The organism is Serratia sp. LSHTC3 (genome assembly GCF_057197125.1).
The window spans coordinates 1-23,659 of the sequence record NZ_JBXUNP010000007.1; the positions used below are offsets into that span (position 1 = coordinate 1).

A 23,659-nucleotide genomic window follows, 5' to 3' on the forward strand; every position below is an offset into this window, starting at 1 on the left:
ATACCACGAGCTTTTTCTTCTGGCGCGTTATCGATCTGGTCGAAAGCACGTGCAGAACCGCCGTAGGTTTTAGCCAGAACGGTGGTGATCGCTGCAGTCAGGGTAGTTTTACCGTGGTCAACGTGGCCGATAGTACCAACGTTAACGTGCGGTTTTGTACGTTCAAATTTTTCTTTAGACACGGCTATATTCCTTACTATAGCGCTCTCCCCTTCTGGAGAGAGCACGGGACTTTGGTTTTAACCCTGCGGCTTATTTGCCACGGGCTTCGATTACGGCCTGAGCGACGTTGTTCGGTGCATCATCATACTTCAGGAATTCCATGGTGTATGATGCGCGACCTTTAGTCAGAGAACGCAGCTGAGTTGCGTAGCCGAACATTTCGGACAACGGTACTTCAGCGTGGATCTTAACGCCAGTCACTTCAGATTCCTGACCGCGCAGCATGCCGCGACGACGGCTCAAGTCACCGATAACGTCACCGGTGTTCTCTTCTGGAGTCTCAACTTCAACCTTCATGATAGGCTCAAGCAGAACTGGTTTCGCTTTCTTAAAGCCTTCTTTAAAGGCGATAGACGCGGCCAGTTTAAACGCCAGTTCAGAGGAGTCAACGTCGTGGTAAGAACCGAAGTGCAGACGAATACCCATGTCTACTACCGGGTAACCAGCCAACGGACCAGACTTCAGCTGCTCCTGGATGCCTTTATCAACGGCAGGGATGTATTCGCCAGGAATTACACCACCTTTGATGTCGTTGATGAACTCGTAACCTTTCGGGTTAGAGCCCGGCTCCAGTGGGTACATGTCGATCACAACGTGACCGTACTGACCGCGACCACCAGACTGCTTGGCGTGCTTACCTTCAACATCGGTAATCTTCGCGCGAATCGCTTCGCGGTAAGCTACCTGAGGTTTGCCCACGTTAGCTTCAACGTTGAATTCACGCTTCATGCGGTCAACGATGATGTCGAGGTGCAGTTCACCCATACCGGCGATGATGGTCTGGTTAGACTCTTCGTCAGTCCATACGCGGAATGACGGGTCTTCTTTAGCCAGACGGCCCAGAGCCAGACCCATTTTTTCTTGGTCAGCTTTGGTTTTTGGTTCAACGGCGATAGAGATTACCGGCTCAGGGAATTCCATACGCTCCAGGATGATTGGAGAGTCTGGATCACACAGGGTGTCCCCGGTGGTCACGTCTTTCAGACCGATCGCAGCGGCGATGTCGCCTGCGCGAACTTCTTTGATCTCTTCACGCTTGTTGGCGTGCATCTGAACGATACGGCCGAAACGCTCGCGCGCAGCCTTAACGGAGTTCAGCACGGTGTCGCCGGAGTTAACAACGCCGGAGTACACGCGGAAGAAGGTCAGGTTACCCACGAACGGGTCGGTAGCGATTTTGAACGCCAGCGCAGAGAACGGCTCGTCATCACTTGCGTGACGCTCAGCCGGAGTGTCTTTGCCATCGTCCAGGATACCGTTGATCGCAGGAACGTCAGTTGGTGCCGGCAGGTATTCGATTACCGCATCCAGCATCGCCTGTACGCCTTTGTTCTTGAACGCAGAACCACAGGTAACCAGGATGATTTCGTTGTTCAGCACGCGCTGACGCAGAGCGGATTTGATTTCTTCCTCGGTCAGCTCTTCGCCGCCCAGGTATTTTTCCATCAGCTCTTCGGAAGCTTCCGCAGCGGACTCGATCAGGTTCTGGCGCCATTCTTCAGCCAGATCCATCATGTCAGCCGGCACGTCTTCGTATTCGAAGGTTACGCCTGCGTCTTCTTCGTTCCAGTTGATCGCCTTCATCTTCACCAGGTCGATAACGCCGGTGAATTTGTCTTCTGCGCCGATAGCCAGCTGCAGAGGAACAGGGTTGGCGCCCAGACGAGTTTTGATCTGGCCTACAACTTTCAGGAAGTTAGCGCCCATACGGTCCATTTTGTTAACGAACGCGATACGTGGCACTTTGTATTTGTTAGCCTGACGCCATACGGTTTCAGACTGTGGCTGAACACCACCAACAGCACAGTAAACCATTACCGCGCCATCCAGCACACGCATGGAACGTTCTACTTCGATGGTGAAGTCAACGTGCCCTGGGGTGTCGATGATGTTTACGCGATGCGGTTCGAACTGCTTGGCCATACCAGACCAGAAGGCAGTAGTCGCTGCAGAAGTGATGGTAATACCACGCTCCTGCTCCTGTTCCATCCAGTCCATGGTGGCAGCGCCGTCATGAACTTCACCGATTTTGTGGTTTACACCGGTGTAGAACAGAATACGTTCGGTAGTGGTGGTTTTACCGGCGTCGATGTGAGCACTGATACCGATGTTACGGTAGCGTGCAATGGGTGTTGTACGAGCCATTTGATTCCTCTATTCCTAGGGCGTTCAAGTTCAGTTAACCCAAGCGGGCCGATTTGACGCGCCCGCTTGGTTAGCATGACTACAGCCGGATGATTACCAGCGGTAGTGGGCGAACGCCTTGTTGGCTTCGGCCATACGGTGAACGTCTTCACGCTTCTTAACAGCAGAACCTTTGTTCTCTGCTGCGTCAGACAGCTCGTTCGCCAGGCGCAGAGCCATGGATTTATCACCGCGTTTACGTGCAGCATCAACGATCCAACGCATTGCCAGAGCATTACGACGAACCGGGCGGACTTCAACTGGTACCTGATAAGTAGAACCGCCAACGCGACGCGACTTAACTTCTACAGTCGGGCGAACGTTGTCGAGAGCGACTTCGAAAGCTTCCAGGTGATCTTTACCAGAACGCTGAGCCAGGGTCTCCAGCGCGGTATAGACGATTGCTTCTGCAGTAGATTTTTTACCGTCTACCATCAGGATATTTACAAATTTGGCCAGCAGCTCAGATCCGAACTTAGGATCTGGCAGGATTTTACGTTGGCCGATTACGCGACGACGTGGCATGGAAATACTCCGTTGTTAATTCAGGATTGTCCAAAACTCTACGAGTTTATTTTGACATTAAAGTTAAAACGTTTGGCCTTACTTAACGGAGAACCATTAAGCCTTTGGCTTCTTCACGCCGTACTTGGAACGAGCTTGCTTACGGTCTTTAACACCGGAGCAGTCAAGTGCACCACGGACGGTGTGGTAACGCACACCTGGCAAGTCTTTTACACGACCGCCACGGATCAGGATTACGGAGTGTTCCTGCAGGTTGTGGCCTTCGCCACCGATGTAGGAAGTCACTTCGAAACCGTTGGTCAAACGCACACGGCAAACTTTACGCAGTGCGGAGTTTGGTTTTTTCGGGGTAGTGGTATATACGCGGGTGCATACGCCACGTTTCTGCGGGCAGGCTTCCAGCGCTGGAACGTTGCTTTTAGCAGCCTTCACAGAGCGTGGTTTGCGAACCAGCTGGTTAATTGTTGCCATTAAAAAAGCTCCTGGTTTTTGCTTCGTACTAGCTTCGTAAACATGTGATAAATCCCCTCGTATGCACTACTGGCAAAGTACGAGGACGCAGAATTTTATGGCTGACCAGTATGGGTGTCAAGAAATATACAACATCACTCTCATCACCAGGCCATTTGGCTGCGGTGTTGTTCGGTTAATTCAACGAAGTGATTATAGCCGACGACAGTGATTTTGTGCGAAAAATGACCAACCAATCCCCGGGCTTCCAGGTCGTCCTGCAGCGCATAAAGGGATATGGGGGCGGCGAGCAGCAATTCAAGATGAGCGCTGCCGGCAAGGCCTGCCAGCACGCCGTCCTGCAGCAGCAACAGCGCGTCGCCCTGCGCCGTCAGGCGCAGCAGCGCAGGCAGGTCACATTGGTTTGGCGAATGGCTCAGGGTATACAGCATCAGAGGATCCTAAAACGTCATCACGGCGTCGTAGCCGTCCAGTTCGCGGCGCAGCTCGTCCGGCGCCAGCACCTCGGCGTCCAGCACCCAATCGGTCACCTGGCTCAGTCCGCGTTCCTGCAGTGAAGCCTGGCACAGATAGCACCGCTCCACGTCATACAGCGGCAGCACGCCAAAGGTGGCAATGTAATTGCGCGCCAAAATCTTTTCCGGCTGTTGGCCCGGCAACAGCTGCAATACGCCATCGCCGACAAAAAACACCCCCACATCTTCACTGAGCGCCGACGTGGCGAGCAGCGCATCCAGCCCTTCCCTGCCGCTGGCGCCGCCGTGCGGCCCATGGGTGAAAACAAAAGCGACTCGTTTCATCCTATCCTCAGAACTGCACCAGACGGTCGCAACTTAGCGACGCTTCGGCCAGGGAACCCAACCCGCTCAGGGTAAAACCGGGCTGCAGGTTGGCGCTTGCCAGCCCCTGCTGCGCCGCCTCCTGCTCGTCGGTGACGCCGCGGCGCAACGCGGCGGCCACGCAGACGTTGAGCGCCACGCCGTGTTGCTGAGCCAGCTGCGCCCAAGCGCGCACCAGATCGAACTCGTCGCTGGCGGGTGCGGTCAGCTGGTTGGCGTTCAACACCCCTTCGCGGTAGAAAAAGACGCTGGAAAGCCGGTGTCCTTTCGCCAGCAGGGCCTGAGCGAACTGATAGGCGCTGCTGGCCTGCTGCGTGCCGTAAGCCGGACCGGTGACCAATAGACAATAATCGAGCATCAACGGTCGCTTCCCAACAGATCGCCGCTCTTGAACTGGCGGATGTACAAATACACGGTGTGTTTGGAGATATTCAGGCGATCCGCCACCTGATTGATCGCATCCTTGATGTCGAAGATGCCTTTCTCATAGAGGTTTAGCACTACCTGGCGGTTCTTGGCGTTATTGGATACCGAGCGATCGGCATTCACCTCTTCGATGGTGAACTCCAGCGTCTGCGCCACCAGATCGTCGACTGAAGAGGCGAAATTCACCGACGACGGCACGTCCTGCGTGGCCGGCGGCATAAAGGTCTGCATAATCTGCGAGAACGGCACATCGAGGTTCATGTTGATGCACAGCAGGCCGATTACCCGCTGTTCGCGATTGCGAATGGCGATGGTCACCGACTTCATCAGCACGCCGCTCTTGGCGCGGGTGAAGTAGGCTTTCGACACGCTGCTGTCGTCGCCGGCCATGTCGTGCAGCATGCGCAGCGCCAGGTCGGTGATCGGCGAACCGATTTTACGCCCGGTATGTTCCCCGTTGGCGATGCGCACCGCCGAACTGTTCAGGTCTTCCAGCGCGTGCAATACGATCTCGCAGTGGCCGCCGATCAACATCGCCAGCCCATCGACCACCGCTTCATAGGATTTCAGGATTTCATGATCCGTTTGAGTAAACGGACGTTCATTCAGCAAATCAAGTTCGCTGGCTTCGCTGGATAAAAGCGAATTCGACATCGAAGATACCACCCTCATAGATCGCCTGTGCCAGGGGGCGCAGCTAAAACCGCTCGGACCGGATCGCTGCCGTCGTCGGCACGCCGCAGCGCGGCTGGCTGAGAGCAGCATAAACGGCACGATGACATCCGCGGGCGAGGCGGCCGGGAACAATTTTAGGTACACGCCCTAAGGGGCAGACGCATGACTGATAAGTCAGAATTATTAGTCTAGCAAAGCGGCCGGAGCAAAGTCCTTGCGTTTGCGCGTGGTATTGACGTTAAGCCCGATGCCCGGCAGGCGTCAAGCGTTCAATGGAGAGAGAAGCGGCGGCGGTCGAAATGAAAACCGCCGCGGAGGGCATCCGCGGCGGTGGCAAACAGAGCGACGAGATTATTTCGCTTTAGCGTCTGCTTTCGCGTCAGCCGATTTTTCGGCTTTAGCGTCGGCTTTCGGCGCCGCTTTCACGTCCAGCAGCTCAACGTCGAACACCAGCGTGGAGTTAGCCGGGATGCCCGGAACGCCGGTTTTGCCGTAGGCCAATGCCGGCGGGATCACCAGCTTGATTTTGCCGCCTTTCTTGATGTGCTTCAGGCCTTCGGTCCAGCCCGGGATCACGCCATCCAGACGGAACGACAGCGGCTCGCCGCGGGTGTAGGAGTTATCGAACTCAGTACCGTCGGTCAGGGTGCCTTTGTAGTTTACTACCACGGTGTCGCTGTCTTTCGGTGCTTCACCCGCGCCCGGTTTCTCTACCTGGTACAGCAGGCCGGATTCGGTTTTCTTCACGCCTTTTTCTTTCGCGAAGCTGTCGCGGTACTTGGCGCCTTTGGTTTCGTTGTCCTTGGCGTCCTGTTCCATCTTCGCCTGAGCGGAAGCCTTCACGCGCGCTTCGAAGCCCTGAAGGGTCTTCTCGATGTCGGCGTCGTTCAGCTTGCTCTTGTTGGCGAACGCGTCCTGAACGCCGGCGATCAGCTGATCTTTGTCCAGCTTGATGCCCAGCTTCTCTTGCTCTTTCAGAGAGTTGTCCATGTAACGGCCGAGAGAGGCGCCCAGTGCGTAAGCGGCTTGCTCGTCGTCGTTTTTGAACTTGCCGGTGCTCGGTGCTGCCGCCGCGTCCGCTGGTTTAGCGGCTTCTGCCGGTTTGGCGGCATCGGCTGCCATGACCTGGGTCGCATTCAGAGCAAAAGCCATGGTGGTTGCCAGAAGCGTGACTTTAAACAAAGATTTCATCCATTTCTCCAGTGTCTGAAGCAATGCCCCAAACAATCATTAGGTAAGATAACCGGGCTACTATAGCTGCCTGAAACAAAACAAAACAGTCGCACAGGTAACCAATCGAGTCAAAGTGTGACTCCCGCTTTGCCAAGAAGTTTCCCCCTGTGTGCTACTCGCATGATAAATCAGATTTTTCTTGCAGAATATTCGGCGAGGTTAGCAAAAAACGGCGTATCGGGCGTGCAACTTTTCAGCACTTTACACTGCCGATCGCAACGTTGCGCGCCGCCTGGAGAAATAGCGCGAGCAAACCCGGCGTCAGCTGTTACCATAGCGCCGAATCAGGATTTTATCGCGTCAGAGGTAGCCTCATGCACAACGCCGACATTCAACGCCTGCTACAGCGGCTTGAAGAACTGGAGAGCCGCCAGGCCTTCCAAGAGCTCACCATCGAAGAGCTCAACCAGACCGTCATCCAGCATCAAATGGAAATGCTGAAGATGCGCGAACACCTGCGCATGTTGACCGACAAGCTGCGCTCGACCCAAACCTCAATGATCGCCTCGCAATCGGAAGAAACCCCTCCGCCGCACTATTGAGGGCCCGCTGCGCGGTTATTTCAGGCGTGCCAGCCCGTCGACGGCACGCTCGAGATAGCGGCGCGGGCACCCCAGGTTGATGCGGATAAAACCGCTCCCCTGCGGGCCGAAACCGCTGCCCATCGACGGCGCCAGCTTCGCCACCGCCACCAGCGCCTGCTGTAAGTCAGCATCGTTCAAACCCAGTGCACGGCAATCCAGCCAGGCGAGATAAGTCCCTTCAGCCTGGGTCATCGTGCACCAGGGCGCGGCGGCCGCCAGCGCCTGCTCAAACCAGCGCCGATTCTCCGCCAGGTAGTCGAGCAGCTCATCAAGCCAGGCAGCGCCCCGTTGATAGGCCGCGGTCGCCGCCGTCATCGACAGCGCGTTGAATACATCCAGCCCGTGGGCGTTCAGCCGATCGACAAACGCCTGCCGCAGCCGGGCATTGGGGATCAGGAAATTCGAAATGCGCAGCGAAGAGAGTCCGAAGGTTTTGCTGGCGGACGTCGCCGCAATCACCCGCTCGCGATATTCCTCGTCCAGATGCAACACCGATGTAAACGTCTCGCCGGGCAGCAGCAGATCGGCCCAAATTTCATCGGAGATCACCGTGACATCGTGGGCGTGGCAGATCGCCATGAGCCGCTCCAGTTCCTCGCGGCGCCAGCAACGGCCGGTCGGATTGTGCGGATTGCACAGCAACAACAGCGGCGGTTTGCGCTGCGCCAGGCAGGCGGCCAGCCGGTCGAAATCGATCCGGTATCCCTGCGGGGTTTCCAGCAGCGGATTTTCAATCACCTCTCTGCCGTTCATGGTGACTATCTTGGCGAACGAGCCATAGTACGGCCCCTGCACCACCACGCCGTCCCCCGGCTTGCTGAGCAGTTGGATCAGCATCGCCAACCCCGGCACCACCCCTTCAATCGACGTGAACCACTCGCGCCGCAGCGGCAGGTCGTGCCGCTTGGCAAACCAGTCGATCGCCGCCTGGTAGTAGGCGTCGTCGCGTTCGCTGTAGCCAAAGACGCCGTGGTCCACCCGCTGATGCAGCGCCTGTTGCACCTCCGGCGGGCATGGAAAGTCGAAATCGGACACCCACATCGGCAACAATTCGCTGCCGTCCAGTTGCAGATAGCGGTCGATGAAGTCCCACTTCACGGAGCCGGTATTGTGGCGATCGATGATGGCGTTGAAATGACTCGTCATGTCAGGCTTCCTTACGCTGCAAGTCGTTCTGAGGTTGGAGTTTGGCGATACCGAAGCCGGTGAAGCCATAAATCAGGGCGAACACCACTGCGACATAACATTGGATCGCCCACGGCAGCAGATCGAGCGTGCTCACTCCCAGCGTGGTCGCCATGTAAATACCGGCGGCCGTCCACGGGATCAGCGGCTCGATGACGGTGCCCGCATCTTCGACGGTGCGCGACAGGTTTTTGTTGTCCAGCCCCATGCGTCGATAGGCCCCTTTGAACAGCTCCGCCGGGATCAGCAGCGCCAGCTTGCCGTCGCTGGTCGCGCCGGTCACCAGGATGGTGGTGGCAACGGTAGCGGCGATCAGCTGGCCGGTGGTGTGCACCACTTTCAGCAGCCGGCTGATGATCACCGTCAGCGCGCCGGTCAGCGTCAAGGCGCCGGCGAAGGAAAAGGCGCAGAACACCAGCAGGATCGTACTCATCATCGAGAACATGCCGCCGCGGTTCAGCAGGCGCGGCACATCGGCGACGATCCCTTCAACGTTATGGCCCTGGCTGGCGAACATCGACAGATTGAAACCGTCCATCAACGCATTCAGCCCCTGTTGCAGGCTAAAACCCTGCAGCGCGACGCCGATGGCGATCGCCAGCGCGCAGGCGGCCAGCATGACGGGGATCACCGGCCGTTTGGTCACCGCGCCCCACAGCACCAGCACCGGCGGCAGGATCAACAGCAGATTGAAATGGTACAACCCCTCAAGCGCGCTGACGATTTCGGTCACTTTTTCCGGCGTTGCCACGCTGCCCACCGCGCCGGTGTGGCCGGCGATCAGGTACACCACGGCGGCCAGGATGAAGCTCGGCAGCGTCGTGTACATCAGATGCTGGATATGGCTGTAGAGATCGGTATCCGCGACGATAGCCGCGAAGTTCGTCGAATCGGACAACGGGGAAATTTTGTCGCCGAAGTAGGCGCCGGACACCACCGCCCCGGCCGCGGCGGCCAGCGGCACGTCCAGACCGGCGGCCACGCCCATCAGCGCCACGCCCACGGTGCCGGCCGCCCCCCACGAGGTACCGGTGCACACCGAGATCACGCTGGTGATGAAGAACGCGGCGATCAGAATGTATTGCGGGCTAATCAGCTTCAGCCCCCAATACACCATGTAAGGGATTGTGCCGCTGATCATCCAGGTGCCGATCAGCCCGCCCACGCAGATCAGGATCATGATCACCGGCATTGCCTTAGCCAGCTTGGCCACGATGGCCCCGATGATGTCATCCCAGCGGTAGCCTTGCCACCAGGCCAACGCGGCGGCGATGGCGGCGGAAGCCAGCAGCAGCGGTTCAATGCGCAGGCCAAACTGGCCATAGCCGATGATGAGCAGCAACAGCATGGCCACAATCGGCAGCGTCGCCAGCCCAAGGTTGAGCGTTTTCTTATTATCCATATACGGCTCCTGTTGAAGAGGGGGTACTGCAACAGCGTAATGGCTTCGGTAATCGGAGGATGTGAGCGCAGGCCACTGGCCATGTAATCGGTTTCATGAGATGGCGTTATGTGAGCCGCCTCTCATTCGCCGCGCTTGCTTTGCTCAGTCCTCTCACCATCGGCGACGGAGTCTCGCAGGATAAGTTCGGCCGAAAAGCGGTTGTTCTGCGGCGCGACGTCGCTGCCGCTGTGGATTTGTAGCGCCAGACGCGCGGCGCGGCGGGCCATTTTTTCGATGGGGTAATGCACGGTGGTCAACGCGGGGTGGAGATATTTCGCCAGGGCAATGTCGTCAAAACCGACGATTGACAGCGCTTCAGGCAACTGAACTTGCCGTTGGTGGCAGGTGCGCATCATGCCGGCGGCCATCACGTCGTTGAACGTCACTGCGGCGGTGAAGCGTTGGTCGCTGGCCAGAACGCGCTCGGCCGCCAGTTCGCCCCCTCTTTCATTGAAGGGCACGCTGATGATCCAGCTGCCGGGCACCTCAATGCCGCCGGCGGCCATGGCCTGGCGGTAACCCGCTAACCGCTGCGCGCGGTCGTCGATCGGCAGATCCGTCGTCACGCAGGCGATTCTCCGATGCCCCTGACGAATGAGCAGCTTGGTCGCCGTCTGCGCCGCATTGGCGTTGTCGAGCCAGATGCAACGGTTGGCGATGGCGGGCAGGTAACGGTTGATCAGCACCAGCGCGGGCGTGTGGGCGGCGTAGCGCAGCAGCTCCTCCTCCCCCATGCGCGTGACGTGCGCCACGATGGCTTCGCATCCCTGATTGATGAGAAAGTCGAGGCCGCTTTTTTCCAGTTCGGCCTGATGCCCGCCGCTGCACAACATCAAACGCACGCCGGCCTGTCGCGTGATGTCTTCCACGCCCCGCGCCAGGCGTGAAAAAAACGGATCGTCGAGGTTGCCGGTCAGCAACCCCAGCATATTGCCGCTTCTTTTCGCCAGCGCCAGCGCGGCGGCGTTGCGGTGGTAGTTAAACTCGCGCATCGCCTTCTCGACGCGTTCGCGGGTCACCGGTTCAACGTAGGCGGTATTATTGATCACCCGGCTGACGGTGGCCGTGGAAACGCCGGCGCGCCGCGCAACGTCTTTCATGGTGGCCATGGCATGTCCTGTTGTGCCGTTCGGCGCCCGGTGCGCCGCGCATAAAAAAGGGCAGCCGATGGCCGCCCTCTTGTCTCGTGATCGCGTTCTGCTTAGTGGCAGCCGCAACCGCCGTTACCGCAACCGCCTTTACCGTGGTCGTGACCATGGTCGTGATCGTGGCTGTGGCCGTGACCGCCGCAGCAGCCTTCACCGTGTTCGTGGTGATGGTCGTGCTCGCCGTGTACGTGACCGTGCGCCAGTTCTTCTGCGGTCGCTTCGCGGATCGCGACAACTTCCACGTTGAAGTTCAGGTTTTGGCCGGCCAGCATGTGGTTGCCGTCAACCACCACGTGGTCGCCGTCAACTTCGGTGATTTCAACCGGTACCGGGCCCTGATCGGTGTCAGCCAGGAAACGCATGCCGACCTGCAGTTCGTCAACGCCCATGAAGACGTCTTTCGGTACGCGCTGCACCAGGTTTTCGTCGTAGTTGCCGTACGCGTCGTTCGCGCCGACGTGAACGTCAAAACGATCGCCAACGTCGTGGCCTTCGAGCGCTTTTTCCAGACCTGCGATCAGAGAACCATGCCCGTGCAGATAGTCCAGCGGTGCGCTCACCGGAGACTCATCAACCAAAACACCGTCTTCTGTACGTACTTGGTAAGCCAGGCTGACCACCAAGTCTTTTGCTACTTTCATGATATCTCCTACCGTTGGCTACTAGGACGCGCACCGTTATCGGGATGCGCGCCTTTTCCGGACAGATTGTAACGGAAATCTGCCTCGCTGTACCCTCCGGGATAAAAAAACGCTACTTCGGCTGAAAAATGCCGATCACCTGCTCTTGCGGGCGAACGTGTTTTTCCACCTGTTGCTCGGTCTGGCGCTGGTGATGGCCGCACTTGACGCACTCCACCACTTCCACCTGATCCTCCCGCCACACCGCCAGCGTATCCATGGCGCTACAGCTTGGGCACACCGCCCCGGCGATAAATCTCTTACGTGTTGCAGACATCGTTATGCTCCCGCTTATTCGTATTCATCCCAGCCGTCAAACTGGCGACTTTCTTTTTGCATTTCGCGATGGAACAGCTCTTCCAGCTCGCGCCGCGCCTCTTTCACGCGGGAAATTTGCGCCACGTCGCCCTGATGCGGCGGCATCAGTTCACGCAGCATGCGCATATCCAGGCGGCGGAAATGCTGCTGGGCGCGGAAGGCCTGATGGGGGTGCATGCCCAACTCCATCAACGCCTTGCGCCCCAGTTCCAGCGCGCTGGAGAAGGTTTCGCGGCTGAACTGTTTCACGCCCGCCTGCAGCAACTCATGCGCCTCCACGCGGCCGCGTGCCCGCGCCAGAATACTCAGATTCGGGAAGTGCTGCTGGCACAGCCGCACGATCTCCATGGTGTCTTCCGGCTCATTGCAGGTGATCACGATCGACTTGGCCTTTTCGGCGCCCGCCGCGCGCAACAGCTCCAACTCGGTGGCGTCGCCGTAATAAACCTGATATCCGTAACGCCGCAGCACCCCGACGGCGCTGACGTCGCGTTCCAGTACGGTAATGCGCATTTTGTTGGCCATCAACAGGCGGCCGATCACCTGGCCGAAACGCCCGAAGCCAACGATGATCACCTGAGGATCGTCGTCCTCTACGTACGGCGTCTCCTCGTCTTCGCCTTTGGCGTTATAGCGGCGCGCCAAAATGCGGTCGATGGCCTGCATGAGTAACGGTGTGGTCATCATCGACAGCGTCACTACCACCAACAGCAAAGAGAGTTGATCCGGCTGCAGCACCTTTTGCGCGCCCGCCGCAGAAAACAGCACGAAGGCAAACTCACCGCCCTGGCTGAGCACGCCGGCAAACTGCAGGCGCACCGAACTACGCAGGCCGAACAGGCGCGACACGCCGTAGAGCACGCCAGATTTCACCGCCACCAGCGCCAGTACGCCGATCAACACCTCGGCCAGATGGGTGTAGAGCACGCCGATATTCAACACCATGCCTACCGAGATAAAGAACAGCCCCAGCAGCAGCCCTTTAAACGGCTCGATGGAGATCTCCAGTTCGTGGCGGTATTCGCTCTCCGCCAGCAGCACGCCGGCAATGAAGGTGCCGAGCGCCATCGACAGGCCAAGCGTCTCCATAAACAGCGCCGAGCCGAGCACCAGCAACAGCGCAGCGGCAGTGAAGATCTCGCGCACGCCGGAAGCGGCGATATAGCGGAACAGCGGCCGCAGCAGGAAGCGGCCACCGATCAGCATGCCGCCGAACGCCGCCACCTTGAGCGCGATCTTCGCCCAGTCGTCGCTGGTGCCGCCGGCGCCGGCCAGAATGGGGATCAACGCCAGCGCCGGGATCACCGCCATATCCTGGAACAGCAGCACCGAGAAACCCAACTGCCCGCCTTCGTTGCGATTCATGCCCTTTTCGCGCATCAGCTGCAGCGCCATGGCGGTGGAAGACATCGCCAGGCCGATACCGCCTATCACCGCCGCCTGCCAGGCGAAGTGCGTCAGGTACAGCAACGCGCCCAGCACCGCCGCGGTGATCAACACCTGGCCGGCGCCGGCGCCGAAGATCGAGCGCCGCAGCTCCCACAGCTTGCTGGGGTTCAGCTCCAGGCCGATGATGAACATCAGGAACACCACGCCCAACTCGGAGAAGTGCAGGATCTCGTCAACGTCGCGAATGAAGCCCAATCCCCACGGGCCGATGGCGATACCGGCGATCAGATAGCCCAGCACCGCGCCAATCCCCAGACGACGGGCGATCGGCACCGTCACCACCGCGGCGAACAGGAACAGCAAAATGGCGGTCAGTAAGGTCGATCCTTCCATGATCATCGTCCTCCGTGCGGCAGCGGGTGGCTCAGCCAGTCCCCGTAGGCGTCCGCATGGCTGCGCAGCACCTCCGGCTTTTGCCGCCGCGCCCAATACACCACGAACGGCGTCAACCAATGCATATGGCACATCCCGGCGGTCAGCTCGAACGGCCGCAGGATATCTTCCATCGGATAGTGGTTATAACCGCCGGTACGGTAGGCGCCTTCCGGCTCGCCGGTGGTGATCACCGAGCGCCAGTACTTGCCCGCCAGCGCATTGCCGCCCACGCCGCTGGCGAAGCCGCGCGCCAGCACGCGATCCAGCCACTCCTTCAGCAGCGCCGGGCAGCTGTAGGTATAAAGAGGATGCTGAAACACGATGACCTGGTGCTCACGCAGCAGCTGTTGTTCGTGATGGATATCGATAAAAAAATCAGGATAGTGCGCGTAGAGATCGTGCACGGTGACATGTTCCAACTGCTGCGCCGGTCGAAGCAAAACCCGGTTCGCCACCGAGTCATGAGATTCCGGATGGGCATACAGCAGCAAGACCTTGGGCGGCTGCGACATCATTCCCCTCCAAAGCGTCGTCAGGGTAGCGGTTTTCCGTTACCATGCATCGCAAAGACAAAAACAGCGCGCGGTGCGCGTTCTGTTACCTTAATGATAATTTAACATACTCTGAACATACGGCGCTTTATGATTGTATTCTCCTCGCTACAAATCCGACGCGGCATCCGCGTCCTGCTGGACAACGCCACGGCGACGGTTAATCCAGGTCAGAAGGTCGGCCTGGTGGGCAAAAACGGCTGCGGCAAATCCACGCTGTTGTCGCTGCTGAAGGGCGAGATCGCGGCGGACGGCGGCAGCTTCACCTTCCCCGGCAACTGGGCGCTGGCCTGGGTCAACCAGGAGACGCCGGCGCTGGACGTGCCGGCGATCGAGTATGTTATCGACGGCGACCGCGAGTTTCGCCAGCTTGAAGCCGAGTTGCAGGCGGCCAACGATCGCAACGACGGCCACGCCATCGCCACCCTGCACGGCAAGCTGGACGCCATCGACGCCTGGACCATCCGTTCCCGCGCCGCCAGCCTGCTGCACGGCCTCGGCTTCTCCAACGAACAGCTGCAAAGCCCGGTGCGCGACTTTTCCGGCGGCTGGCGCATGCGCCTCAACCTGGCGCAGGCGCTGGTGTGCCGTTCCGATCTGCTGCTGCTCGACGAACCGACCAACCACCTGGATCTCGATGCGGTGATCTGGCTGGAGCGCTGGCTGAAAAGCTATCCCGGCACGCTGGTGCTGATCTCGCACGACCGCGACTTCCTCGATCCGATCGTCGACAAGATCCTGCATATCGAACAGCAGACGATGAACGAGTACACCGGCAACTACTCGTCGTTCGAACGCCAGCGCGCTACCAAGCTGGCGCAGCAGCAGTCGCTGTATCAGCACCAGCAAGAGAAAGTGGCGCACCTGCAAAGCTATATCGACCGTTTCCGCGCACAGGCCACCAAGGCCAAACAGGCGCAGAGCCGCATCAAGATGCTGGAGCGCATGGAGCTGATAGCCCCGGCGCACGTCGACAACCCGTTCACCTTCAGCTTCCGCCCGCCGGAAAGCCTGCCGAACCCGCTGCTGCGCATGGAAAAAGTCAGCGCCGGGTATGGCGATAAAGTGATCCTGAAGTCAATCAAGCTGAACCTGGTGCCCGGCTCGCGCATTGGCCTGCTCGGCCGCAACGGCGCCGGGAAATCGACGCTGATCAAACTGCTGGCCGGCACCCTGGAGCCGCTGAGCGGCGAGATCGGCCTGGCGAAAGGCATCAAGCTGGGTTACTTCGCCCAGCATCAGCTGGAATTTTTGCGCGCCGACGAATCGCCGCTGCAGCACCTGAGCCGCATCGCCCCAAGGGTGCTGGAGCAGCAGCTGCGCGACTATCTGGGCGGTTTCGGCTTCCAGGGCGACAAGGTCAGCGAAATGACCGAGCGTTTCTCCGGCGGCGAGAAGGCGCGGCTGGTGCTGGCGCTGATCGTCTGGCAGCGCCCGAACCTGCTGCTGCTCGATGAACCGACCAACCACCTGGATCTCGACATGCGTCAGGCGCTGACCGAGGCGCTGATCGATTTCGAAGGCGCGTTGGTGGTGGTATCGCACGACCGTCACCTGCTGCGCTCCACCACCGACGATCTGTACCTGGTGCACGATGGCCAGGTCGAGCCTTTCGAGGGCGATCTCGACGATTATCAGCAGTGGCTTGTCGACCTGCAGCGCCAGGAAAGCCAGCAGGACGCGCCGGAAAAAGAGAGCGGCGGCAACAGCGCGCAGGCGCGCAAGGATCAAAAACGCCGCGAGGCGGAGTTCCGTACGCAAACCCAACCGCTGCGCAAGCAGATCGCCAAGCTGGAACAGCAGATGGAAAAACTGGGCGCCGAACTGGCGGCGGTGGAGGAACAGCTGGCGGATCCCGCGCTGTACGACATCAGCCGCAAGGCCGAGTTGACCGACTGCCTGCAAAAGCAAAGCCAAGCCAAATCCGCGCTGGAAGAGACGGAAATGACCTGGCTGGATGCGCAGGAACAGCTGGAGCAGTTAACGCAGGCGTTCGAAGCCTAAGCCTCAGGCCTTGTAAAAAGGTTTATCCCCCAGAATGGTCGCGCGGTGCATGATGCGCCGCTGCGGCAGATAATCCGCGTTGGCGTAGTGCTGCGTCACGCGGTTATCCCAGATCGCCACGTCATTTTCCTGCCAGCGCCAGCGCACCTGAAACTCCGGCTTAGTGATGTGAGCGAACAGGAAATTCAGTAAAGCATCGCTCTCCTTCGGCTCCACATCCACGATCCGCGTGGTGAACCCTTCATTGACGAACAGCGCCTGTCGGCCGCTGACCGGGTGAGTGCGCACCACCGGATGCAGCAGCGGCGGATTTTTCTGCACCGCCAGTTGCCAACGCTGGTGTTCTTCTTCGCTACCGCGATGTTTGTGCTCCGGGAACGACTTGGTGAAGTCATGCTCTGCGCGCAACCCCGCGAGCAGCGTTCTGAACGGCGCCGACAGCGCTTCGTAGGCCGCGATGCCGCTGGCCCACAGCGTATCGCCGCCGGTGGCAGGCAAGGTCTTGGCCGCCAGGATCGCGCCCAGCGGCGGGTTCTCGATAAAGGTCACGTCGGTGTGCCAGTTGTCGTTGTCCGGCGGATTGTCGTCGTGAGTATCGAGCACGATGATCTCTTCCACGTCGGTGGCATGCGGATAGACCGGATGGATATGCAGATCGCCGAAGCGCCCGGCCAGATCGCGCTGCTGCAACGGCGTGATCGGCTGGTTGCGGAAGAACAGCACCTGATGCTTGAGCAACGCATGATAAAGCTGTTCAAACTGGCCGTCGCCCAACGGCCGGGCCAATTCGACGTTTTCCACCAGCGCCCCGATGTAAGGCCCCAGCGGGGTGATATTCAGACGTTCGTTCATTGCTGTACTCCATGCCACGGGGTCAATCGGCGCTGCAGGGCGCGCAGCCCCAGCTCCAACCCAAATGCAATCACCGCAATCACGCCGATGCCGGCCAACACCACGTCGGTCGCCAAAAACTCACCGGCGGATTGCACCATAAATCCCAGGCCGCGCGTGGCGGCGATCAGTTCGGCGGCCACCAGCGTCGACCAGCCGACGCCCAGCCCGATGCGAATGCCGGTCAGGATCTCCGGCAGCGCGCTCGGCAGCACCACGAAACGCAGCACCTGCCAACGCGTGGCGCCCAACGCGCGGGCGGCGCGCACCCGCACCTGCGCCACGCTGCGCACGCCGGCCACGGCGGAGAGCGTCACCGGCGCGAAAATCGCCAGATAAATCAGCAAGATCTTCGAGGTTTCGCCGATGCCGAACCAAATCACCATCAGCGGCAAATACGCCAACGGCGGCACCGGACGATAGATCTCAATCAGCGGATCGAGGATGCCGCGCACCGTGTCGTTCAACCCCATGGCGATGCCCACCGGAATGCCGACGATCACCGCCGCCAGCAGCGCCACCAAAATGCGCCCCAGGCTGGCCGCCAGATGCTGCCATAGCGTGGCGTCCATAAAGCCTTGCGGGCTGGCGATGGTGATCAGCTGATGTAATACCTGCTGCGGCGCCGGTAGGAACAGCGGGCTGATCAGCTGCAGCGCCGTCACGCCCCACCAGACGATCAACACCGTCAACAGCGTGGCGCCGCTCAACCAAACGTTGCGCGGCACGCTGAAACGGCGCGCCGCTTTGCCCTGCGGCTGGGCTGCAGCCTTCAGAGTGGAATGCAGGCTCATAGCAAGGCCTCGCGCTGTTGGAAAACTTTGCCCAGCACGTATTCGCGCTGCGCGATAAATTCAGGATCGGACTTGATGGCGCGGCAGGCTTCGCCGTCGGCATAGCGCTGGCCGAAGTTCAGCGACAGCCGCTCCACCACCTGCCCCGGCCCCGGCGACAGCAGTAACAGTTCACTGGCGAGGAACACCGCCTCTTCGATATCGTGGGTGATCAGCAGCACCTGTTTGCCGGTATCTCGCCAGATGGTCAACAACAACTCCTGCATCTGCTCGCGCGTGAACGCGTCCAGCGCGCCGAACGGCTCATCCAGCAACAGCAGACGCGGATCGGCGGCCAGGGCGCGGGCAATGCCGACGCGTTGGCGCATGCCGCCGGAAAGCTGCCAGATGAAATGCCGCTCGTAACCGGCCAGCCCCACGCGCTGCAGCATCTGCTCCGCCACCTGGCGGCGCTGCGCCTTGCCGACGCCGGCCAGCTGCAGGCCGAACTCAACGTTGTCCACCACGTTACGCCACGGCAGTAAGCCCTCATGCTGGAACACCACGCCCCGTTCGGCGCCCGGGCCGTGAACGGGCGTTCCATCCAGCGTGATGCTGCCAGCTGAAGGCTCGATAAACCCGGCGATCAAATTCAGCAGCGTGGTCTTGCCGCAGCCCGATGGGCCGAGCACCACCACCAGTTGCCCGGCGGCGATCTGGAACGACACGTCACGCAGCGCGGGCCGCCCCTGATACTCTGCTGAAAGATGATTGACGTTTAGCATCCTGCTTCCTTACGACTGCGGCGCAGCCTGCACCTGTTTCACAAAACGGTCGGTGACGTAAGCGCTGTAGTCGCTGTCGACCTGCGGGATCTTGCCCTGCTGCTTGAGGAATTCGGCGGTATCGCGGATTGCCTTGTCCACCGGCTGGCCGAGTTGGGCGACCTGATCGGCCACCGGCAGATATCGGTTCCCCTTCACCAGTTCCGGCACCTGCGCTTCCGGCACGCCGCTCAGGCGCGCCAGCGTGCTGAGATGGCTCGGATCTTTCAGCCACTGTTCCGGTGCCGCCAGGTAGGCCTTTTGCGCCTGCAGGGCGCTGGCGGCAAAGGCGGTTACTACGTCGGGATGTTTCTCTGCGAAGTCTTTGCGCACCACCCACACGTCCAGCGTCGGCGAGCCCCATTCGCCCACCTGCGCGGAGTCGGTCAGCACCTTGCCCTGTTTGGCCAGTTCGTTGACCACCGGCGCCCAGACGTAAGCGCCGTCGATGTCGCCGCGCTGCCAGGCGGCGGCGATGGCCGGCGGCTGCAGATTGAGGATCTTCACCTGTTCAGGCTTGATGCCCCAATGTTTGAGCGAAGCCAGCAGGCTGTAATGGGTGGTGGAAATAAACGGCACCGCAATGCGCTTGCCGATCAGATCCTGCGGGCTTTTGATGTCATTCTTCACCACCAGCGCTTCGGAACTGCCGAGCTGCGAGGCGATGAGGAACACTTCGATGGGGAGTTTCTGGCTGGCGGCCACCGCCAGTGGGCTGGAGCCGATATTGCCGATCTGCACATCGCCGGAGGCCAGCGCGCGCAGCACGCTGGAGCCGCTGTCGAACTTACGCCAGTCGACGGTCGCGCCGGACTGTTTGGCGAAGCTGTTTTCCGCCTGCGCCACCTTGGCCGGCTCCGCCGACGTCTGGTACGCCACGGTCACGTCCACCGCGTAGGCGCTGGCCGCGCTGAGCGACAACGCCAGCAGCGCCGCGTTGCGTAAAGAAAAGAGTTTGCCCGCCATGTTCCGCTCCGTTGATAAAAATCTGTTCAGTTGCTGACAGTTTTATCTGAGCGATGACGGGCGATAAAAGAATAAAAAAGTCTTCTTTATTACCCTAGGTAATATTAAAACGGATCACAGCGCGATCGTCCCGTGCAAGAACACGTGAGCGTAGCCGCCCAGCAGCGTGCGGTCCCCTTGCAGTTCGCAGAACAGCTCGCCGCCGCGCGCCGAAATCTGCCGGGCGTGCAGCCGATGGCGGCCGAGACGCGCCGTCCAGTAGGGCATCAACGTGCAATGCGCGGAGCCGGTCACCGGATCCTCGCCGCCGTCGAGCGTGAAATAGCGCGAAACGAAGTCCACGGTGTCACCCGGCGCGGTGACGATCACTGCGCGGCCGGCCAATGCGATCAGCGCCGGGATGTCCGGCCGCAGCGCGCGCACCTGCGCCTCGTTTTCAAGCACCACCAGCAGCGCTTTCGCCTGCCACACTTCCTGTGGCTGCACGCCCAGCAGCGCCGCGAGGCCTGCCGGTTCGGCGACTTTCTGCGGCGGCCTGGCGGGGAAATCAAGCACCAGCCGCTCCCCGTCCCGCTCATCGCGCTTGACGAACAGCTCGCCGCCGGCCGATCTGAAGCGAATATCCTTCAGCGCCGGGTTAACCGCGCTGAACATCACATGCGCCGCCGCCAGCGTGCCGTGGCCGCAAAGATCGACCTCGCGTTCCGGGGTAAACCAGCGGATGGCGGTCATGTCGCCGTCATCCCAGACAAAGCTGGTTTCCGACAGGCCGATCTCGTTAGCGATCGCCTGCAGCCGCTCCGCCGGCAGCGGCTGCGTCAGCAGGCAGACCCCGGCCGGGTTGCCGCGCAACCCTTCGCCGGTAAAGGCGACCACGTGATAATAGTTTTCCGCCATCGTTCACTCCTTAATGCCAGATCAGTAACACACAGGCTGCAGTCAACAACCCCATGGAAACGTTGAAGATAACCCAGGCCTTTTTACTGCGCAGCAGGCGACCGATCAGGGTGCCGAACGCCAGCCAGATAATGCCGGCGACGATGTTCACCACCACAATGCCCAGCGCGATCGCCGCAATGGAACCGTTGTACTTATCGCCCGCCAGGCTGAAGCTCGCCACCGCCCCCAGCGCCATCAGCCAGGCTTTCGGGTTGAGGAACTGCAGCAGCCAGCCCTGATACAGCCGCACCGGCTGCGGCGGCGCCACGTCGGTTTCCAGCTTTTCATAGGCGGCGGTGGCGACTTTCCACGCCAGCCACAGCAGGTACAGGCTGCCGAGGATTTTCAGGATCAGGTGCAGCGACGGGTAGACCAGGATCAGGCTGCCGACGCCGAACGCCACCAGCAGCAAGATGCTTTGCATGCCGAGCATGATGCCGACCATCAGCCACAGCGATCGCATAAAGCCGAAGTTAGCGCCGGAGGTGGTCAGCAGCATATTATTGGGGCCAGGCGTGATGGCGGCGACCCACAGGAAGCCCAGCATCGAAAGGAATAAACTCGGTTCCATGGCACGGGTGCTCCTCACCCAAGGCGCTTTTTTGCAGTATCATTGTTAATTCTTGGTATTGAAGCTAACAGTGCGCTAGGGATCTCACAATAGCCGCCCACAACATTTTACTCAGCCTATGCCTAACACCTTTCGCCCTCTGACAGGGGCCAGTAACCCGCACCTGCAAACGCTGTTGCCGCGGCTGGTGCGCCGCCGCGTGTTATTGAAACCGCATTGGCAACGGCTGGAATTGCCCGACGGCGATTTCGTCGATCTCGCCTGGAGCGAGGATCCGGCGCAGGCGCGCGCCAAGCCGCGCGCGGTGCTGTTTCATGGCCTGGAAGGCAGCTTCTACAGCCCCTACGCGCACGGCCTGCTCAACGCCTGGCGCGAGCGCGGCTGGCTCGGGGTGGTGATGCACTTTCGCGGCTGCAGCGGCGTGCCCAACCGCAAGCAGCGCATCTACCACTCCGGTGAAACCGAAGACGCGCGTTTCTTCCTGCGCTGGCTGCGCGACAGCTACGGTGAGGTGCCAACCGCGGCGGTAGGCGTTTCGCTCGGCGGCAACATGCTGGCCTGTTATCTGGCGCAGCAAGGCGCCGACAGCCTGCTGCAGGCGGCGGTGGTGGTCTCGGCGCCGCTGATGCTGGAACCCTGCGCCTACCGCATGGAGCAAGGCTTCTCCCGCGTTTATCAGCGCTACCTGCTGGGGCAGCTGAAACAAAACGCCACCCGCAAGCTGTTGCACTACCCGGACACTCTGCCGCTCAAACTGTCACAGCTGAACGGGTTGCGACGCATTCGCGAATTCGACGACGCCATCACCTCGCGCATTCACGGCTTCAGCGACGCCACCGACTATTATCGCCGCTGCAGCGCCCTGCCGCTGTTGCCGTCTATCCAGACGCCGCTGCTGATCATCCATGCGAAGGACGACCCTTTCATGACCCCTGAGGTGATCCCCGACGTCGCCGGCCTGCCGCGCAATATCGAATATCAGCTGACTGAGTTCGGCGGCCACGTCGGCTTCGTCGGCGGCACGCTGAAAAAACCACACATGTGGCTGGAGCATCGCATTCCGGCCTGGCTTTCCCCTTATCTGGACATTCCGACGTGATTATTCCCTGGCAAGAACTGGCAACCGACACCCTGAACAGCCTGATCGAATCCTTTGTGCTGCGCGAAGGCACCGATTACGGCGAACACGAACGCTCGCTGGAGCAGAAGGTGGAGGACGTGCGCCGCCAGCTGAAAAACGGCGAAGTGGTGCTGGTGTGGTCGGAACTGCATGAGAGCGTCAACATCATGCCGCGCGGCCAATTCCGCGCCGGGCAGGAAGAAATTTAGTGGCGCCCGGTTCTATGACTGACGGAAAAAATCAGGTAACAATGGGACATTGCAAACCAGCGCGCGCCATTTTTTCCTGACATAGAGAGCGTCAACAAGAGCCACAATAATCCCCTGACGCCGGCGCATTCAACACGGAGTGACAACCATCATGTCTGCCAAACATCCCGTTATCGCGGTGACCGGTTCCAGCGGCGCCGGCACCACCACCACCAGCGTGGCGTTCCGTAAAATCTTCCAGCAGCTCAAGATCCGCGCCGCCGAACTGGAGGGCGACAGCTTCCACCGCTATACCCGGCCGGAAATGGACGCGGCGATCCGCAAGGCGCGCGATCTGGGCAGACACATCAGCTATTTCGGCCCCGAGGCCAACGACTTCGGCCTGCTGCAGCAGAGCTTTATCGACTACGGCAAAAACGGCACCGGCCGTTCGCGCAAGTACCTGCACACCTACGACGAAGCGGTGCCCTACAATCAGGTGCCGGGCACCTTCACCCCGTGGGAGCCGCTGCCGGCGCCGACCGACGTGCTGTTCTACGAGGGGCTGCACGGCGGCGTGGTTACTGAGCACCATGACGTGGCCAAACACGTCGATCTGCTGGTCGGCGTGGTGCCGATCGTCAACCTGGAGTGGATCCAGAAGCTGATCCGCGATACCGGCGAACGTGGCCACTCCCGCGAAGCGGTGATGGATTCGGTGGTGCGCTCGATGGAAGACTACATCAACTACATTACGCCGCAGTTCTCGCGCACCCACATCAACTTCCAGCGCGTGCCGACGGTGGACACCTCCAACCCGTTCGCCGCCAAGGCCATTCCCTCACTGGATGAAAGCTTCGTGGTGATCCACTTCCGCGGGCTGGACCAGATCGACTTCCCCTACTTGCTGGCGATGCTGCAGGGATCGTTTATCTCGCACATCAATACGTTAGTGGTGCCGGGCGGCAAAATGGGGCTGGCGATGGAGCTGATCATGGCGCCGCTGGTGCAACGGTTGCTGGAAGGCAAGAAGATCGAATAAATGCGTTGAGCGCGGCGCCGGCCGCGCTCCGC

The 23,659-nt window shown here is 60.1% G+C and carries 27 protein-coding genes; 5 read left to right on the top strand and 22 right to left on the bottom strand.

Annotation, left to right across the window (positions count from 1 at the left end; translation table 11 throughout):
• The 9 genes from AC2CGI_RS21335 to fkpA all read right to left on the bottom strand — a co-directional run.
• On the bottom strand, positions 1-182 hold a 182-nt coding region (locus AC2CGI_RS21335; RefSeq protein WP_010287081.1), incomplete at its 3' end, for a GTP-binding protein.
• Between the two features lie 70 nt (positions 183-252).
• Positions 253-2,367, bottom strand: a complete 2,115-nt coding sequence (fusA, locus tag AC2CGI_RS21340; protein WP_004930429.1) for an elongation factor G — start codon at positions 2,365-2,367, stop codon at positions 253-255.
• Positions 2,368-2,460: 93 nt separating this feature from the next.
• Complete coding sequence (rpsG, locus tag AC2CGI_RS21345) at positions 2,461-2,931, bottom strand: 30S ribosomal protein S7 (protein ID WP_004956203.1); 471 nt, start codon at positions 2,929-2,931, stop codon at positions 2,461-2,463.
• A 96-nt stretch (positions 2,932-3,027) separates the two neighbouring features.
• Positions 3,028-3,402: a 30S ribosomal protein S12 gene (rpsL, locus tag AC2CGI_RS21350; protein ID WP_004930426.1), complete on the bottom strand. Its 375-nt coding sequence runs from the start codon at positions 3,400-3,402 to the stop codon at positions 3,028-3,030.
• Between the two features lie 143 nt (positions 3,403-3,545).
• On the bottom strand, positions 3,546-3,833 hold the full coding sequence (gene tusB / locus AC2CGI_RS21355; RefSeq protein ID WP_004930424.1) for a sulfurtransferase complex subunit TusB: 288 nt from the start codon (positions 3,831-3,833) through the stop codon (positions 3,546-3,548).
• Between the two features lie 9 nt (positions 3,834-3,842).
• On the bottom strand, positions 3,843-4,202 hold the full coding sequence (tusC, locus tag AC2CGI_RS21360; RefSeq protein WP_044029960.1) for a sulfurtransferase complex subunit TusC: 360 nt from the start codon (positions 4,200-4,202) through the stop codon (positions 3,843-3,845).
• A gap of 7 nt (positions 4,203-4,209) precedes the next feature.
• Entirely contained in the window at positions 4,210-4,599 is a 390-nt protein-coding gene (gene tusD / locus AC2CGI_RS21365) for a sulfurtransferase complex subunit TusD (RefSeq protein ID WP_075684680.1), read from the bottom strand.
• Positions 4,599-5,321, bottom strand: coding sequence for a helix-turn-helix transcriptional regulator (locus AC2CGI_RS21370; RefSeq protein ID WP_004930418.1), 723 nt, complete (start codon positions 5,319-5,321; stop codon positions 4,599-4,601). Before AC2CGI_RS21370 ends, tusD begins: the two co-directional genes overlap by 1 nt.
• A 372-nt stretch (positions 5,322-5,693) precedes the next feature.
• Positions 5,694-6,533 (bottom strand): FKBP-type peptidyl-prolyl cis-trans isomerase, encoded by an 840-nt coding sequence (fkpA, locus tag AC2CGI_RS21375; RefSeq protein WP_015379270.1) that lies wholly within the window; start codon positions 6,531-6,533, stop codon positions 5,694-5,696.
• A 356-nt stretch (positions 6,534-6,889) separates the two neighbouring features.
• Between fkpA and AC2CGI_RS21380 the strand changes: the two genes are divergently transcribed.
• Entirely contained in the window at positions 6,890-7,117 is a 228-nt protein-coding gene (locus tag AC2CGI_RS21380) for a SlyX family protein (protein ID WP_004930414.1), read from the top strand.
• Between the two features lie 15 nt (positions 7,118-7,132).
• Here AC2CGI_RS21380 and AC2CGI_RS21385 read toward each other — a convergent pair whose 3' ends face one another.
• From AC2CGI_RS21385 to kefG, 7 genes are all read right to left on the bottom strand, one after another.
• A complete protein-coding gene (locus AC2CGI_RS21385) occupies positions 7,133-8,305 on the bottom strand; it encodes a MalY/PatB family protein (RefSeq protein ID WP_021504789.1) in 1,173 nt (390 codons plus the stop codon).
• A 1-nt stretch (position 8,306) separates the two neighbouring features.
• A complete protein-coding gene (nhaC, locus tag AC2CGI_RS21390; RefSeq protein ID WP_015379272.1) occupies positions 8,307-9,746 on the bottom strand; it encodes a Na+/H+ antiporter NhaC in 1,440 nt (479 codons plus the stop codon).
• A gap of 122 nt (positions 9,747-9,868) precedes the next feature.
• Positions 9,869-10,897, bottom strand: coding sequence for a LacI family DNA-binding transcriptional regulator (locus tag AC2CGI_RS21395; RefSeq protein WP_015379273.1), 1,029 nt, complete (start codon positions 10,895-10,897; stop codon positions 9,869-9,871).
• A 92-nt stretch (positions 10,898-10,989) separates the two neighbouring features.
• Positions 10,990-11,577 (bottom strand): peptidylprolyl isomerase, encoded by a 588-nt coding sequence (gene slyD / locus AC2CGI_RS21400; protein ID WP_004930407.1) that lies wholly within the window; start codon positions 11,575-11,577, stop codon positions 10,990-10,992.
• A 112-nt stretch (positions 11,578-11,689) separates the two neighbouring features.
• Positions 11,690-11,893: a YheV family putative zinc ribbon protein gene (locus AC2CGI_RS21405; RefSeq protein WP_015379274.1), complete on the bottom strand. Its 204-nt coding sequence runs from the start codon at positions 11,891-11,893 to the stop codon at positions 11,690-11,692.
• Positions 11,894-11,907: 14 nt separating this feature from the next.
• The gene (gene kefB / locus AC2CGI_RS21410; RefSeq protein ID WP_015379275.1) at positions 11,908-13,716 is read right to left on the bottom strand and encodes a glutathione-regulated potassium-efflux system protein KefB; all 1,809 of its coding nucleotides are present in this window, start codon (positions 13,714-13,716) and stop codon (positions 11,908-11,910) included.
• A gap of 2 nt (positions 13,717-13,718) precedes the next feature.
• On the bottom strand, positions 13,719-14,270 hold the full coding sequence (kefG, locus tag AC2CGI_RS21415) for a glutathione-regulated potassium-efflux system ancillary protein KefG (protein ID WP_004930395.1): 552 nt from the start codon (positions 14,268-14,270) through the stop codon (positions 13,719-13,721).
• Positions 14,271-14,399: 129 nt separating this feature from the next.
• Here kefG and AC2CGI_RS21420 point away from each other — a divergent pair, with 129 nt between their 5' ends.
• Positions 14,400-16,313 carry an ABC transporter ATP-binding protein gene (locus AC2CGI_RS21420; protein ID WP_015379276.1) on the top strand — a complete coding sequence of 638 codons (1,914 nt, stop codon included), beginning with the start codon at positions 14,400-14,402 and terminating at the stop codon, positions 16,311-16,313.
• Between the two features lie 3 nt (positions 16,314-16,316).
• Here the strand turns inward: AC2CGI_RS21420 and tauD are convergent, their stop codons facing one another.
• From tauD to AC2CGI_RS21450, 6 genes are all read right to left on the bottom strand, one after another.
• Entirely contained in the window at positions 16,317-17,165 is an 849-nt protein-coding gene (tauD, locus tag AC2CGI_RS21425) for a taurine dioxygenase (RefSeq protein ID WP_015379277.1), read from the bottom strand.
• Positions 17,162-17,998, bottom strand: coding sequence for a taurine ABC transporter permease TauC (tauC, locus tag AC2CGI_RS21430; RefSeq protein ID WP_033631937.1), 837 nt, complete (start codon positions 17,996-17,998; stop codon positions 17,162-17,164). The genes tauD and tauC overlap by 4 nt, the downstream gene beginning before the upstream one ends.
• Entirely contained in the window at positions 17,995-18,762 is a 768-nt protein-coding gene (tauB, locus tag AC2CGI_RS21435; RefSeq protein ID WP_015379279.1) for a taurine ABC transporter ATP-binding subunit, read from the bottom strand. The genes tauC and tauB overlap by 4 nt, the downstream gene beginning before the upstream one ends.
• 9 nt (positions 18,763-18,771) lie before the next feature.
• Positions 18,772-19,767: a taurine ABC transporter substrate-binding protein gene (tauA, locus tag AC2CGI_RS21440; protein ID WP_004930383.1), complete on the bottom strand. Its 996-nt coding sequence runs from the start codon at positions 19,765-19,767 to the stop codon at positions 18,772-18,774.
• Between the two features lie 114 nt (positions 19,768-19,881).
• A complete protein-coding gene (locus tag AC2CGI_RS21445; RefSeq protein ID WP_015379280.1) occupies positions 19,882-20,664 on the bottom strand; it encodes a PhzF family phenazine biosynthesis protein in 783 nt (260 codons plus the stop codon).
• Positions 20,665-20,674: 10 nt separating this feature from the next.
• On the bottom strand, positions 20,675-21,277 hold the full coding sequence (locus tag AC2CGI_RS21450) for a LysE family translocator (protein WP_076741264.1): 603 nt from the start codon (positions 21,275-21,277) through the stop codon (positions 20,675-20,677).
• A gap of 118 nt (positions 21,278-21,395) precedes the next feature.
• On the opposite strand from AC2CGI_RS21450, the gene AC2CGI_RS21455 reads away from it, so the two are divergent.
• From AC2CGI_RS21455 to AC2CGI_RS21465, 3 genes are all read left to right on the top strand, one after another.
• The gene (locus tag AC2CGI_RS21455; RefSeq protein WP_004930377.1) at positions 21,396-22,376 is read left to right on the top strand and encodes a hydrolase; all 981 of its coding nucleotides are present in this window, start codon (positions 21,396-21,398) and stop codon (positions 22,374-22,376) included.
• A complete protein-coding gene (locus AC2CGI_RS21460; protein ID WP_004930376.1) occupies positions 22,373-22,606 on the top strand; it encodes a YheU family protein in 234 nt (77 codons plus the stop codon). The genes AC2CGI_RS21455 and AC2CGI_RS21460 overlap by 4 nt, the downstream gene beginning before the upstream one ends.
• Before the next feature lie 151 nt (positions 22,607-22,757).
• Complete coding sequence (locus tag AC2CGI_RS21465; RefSeq protein WP_075684676.1) at positions 22,758-23,627, top strand: phosphoribulokinase; 870 nt, start codon at positions 22,758-22,760, stop codon at positions 23,625-23,627.
• Positions 23,628-23,659: the final 32 nt, after the last annotated feature.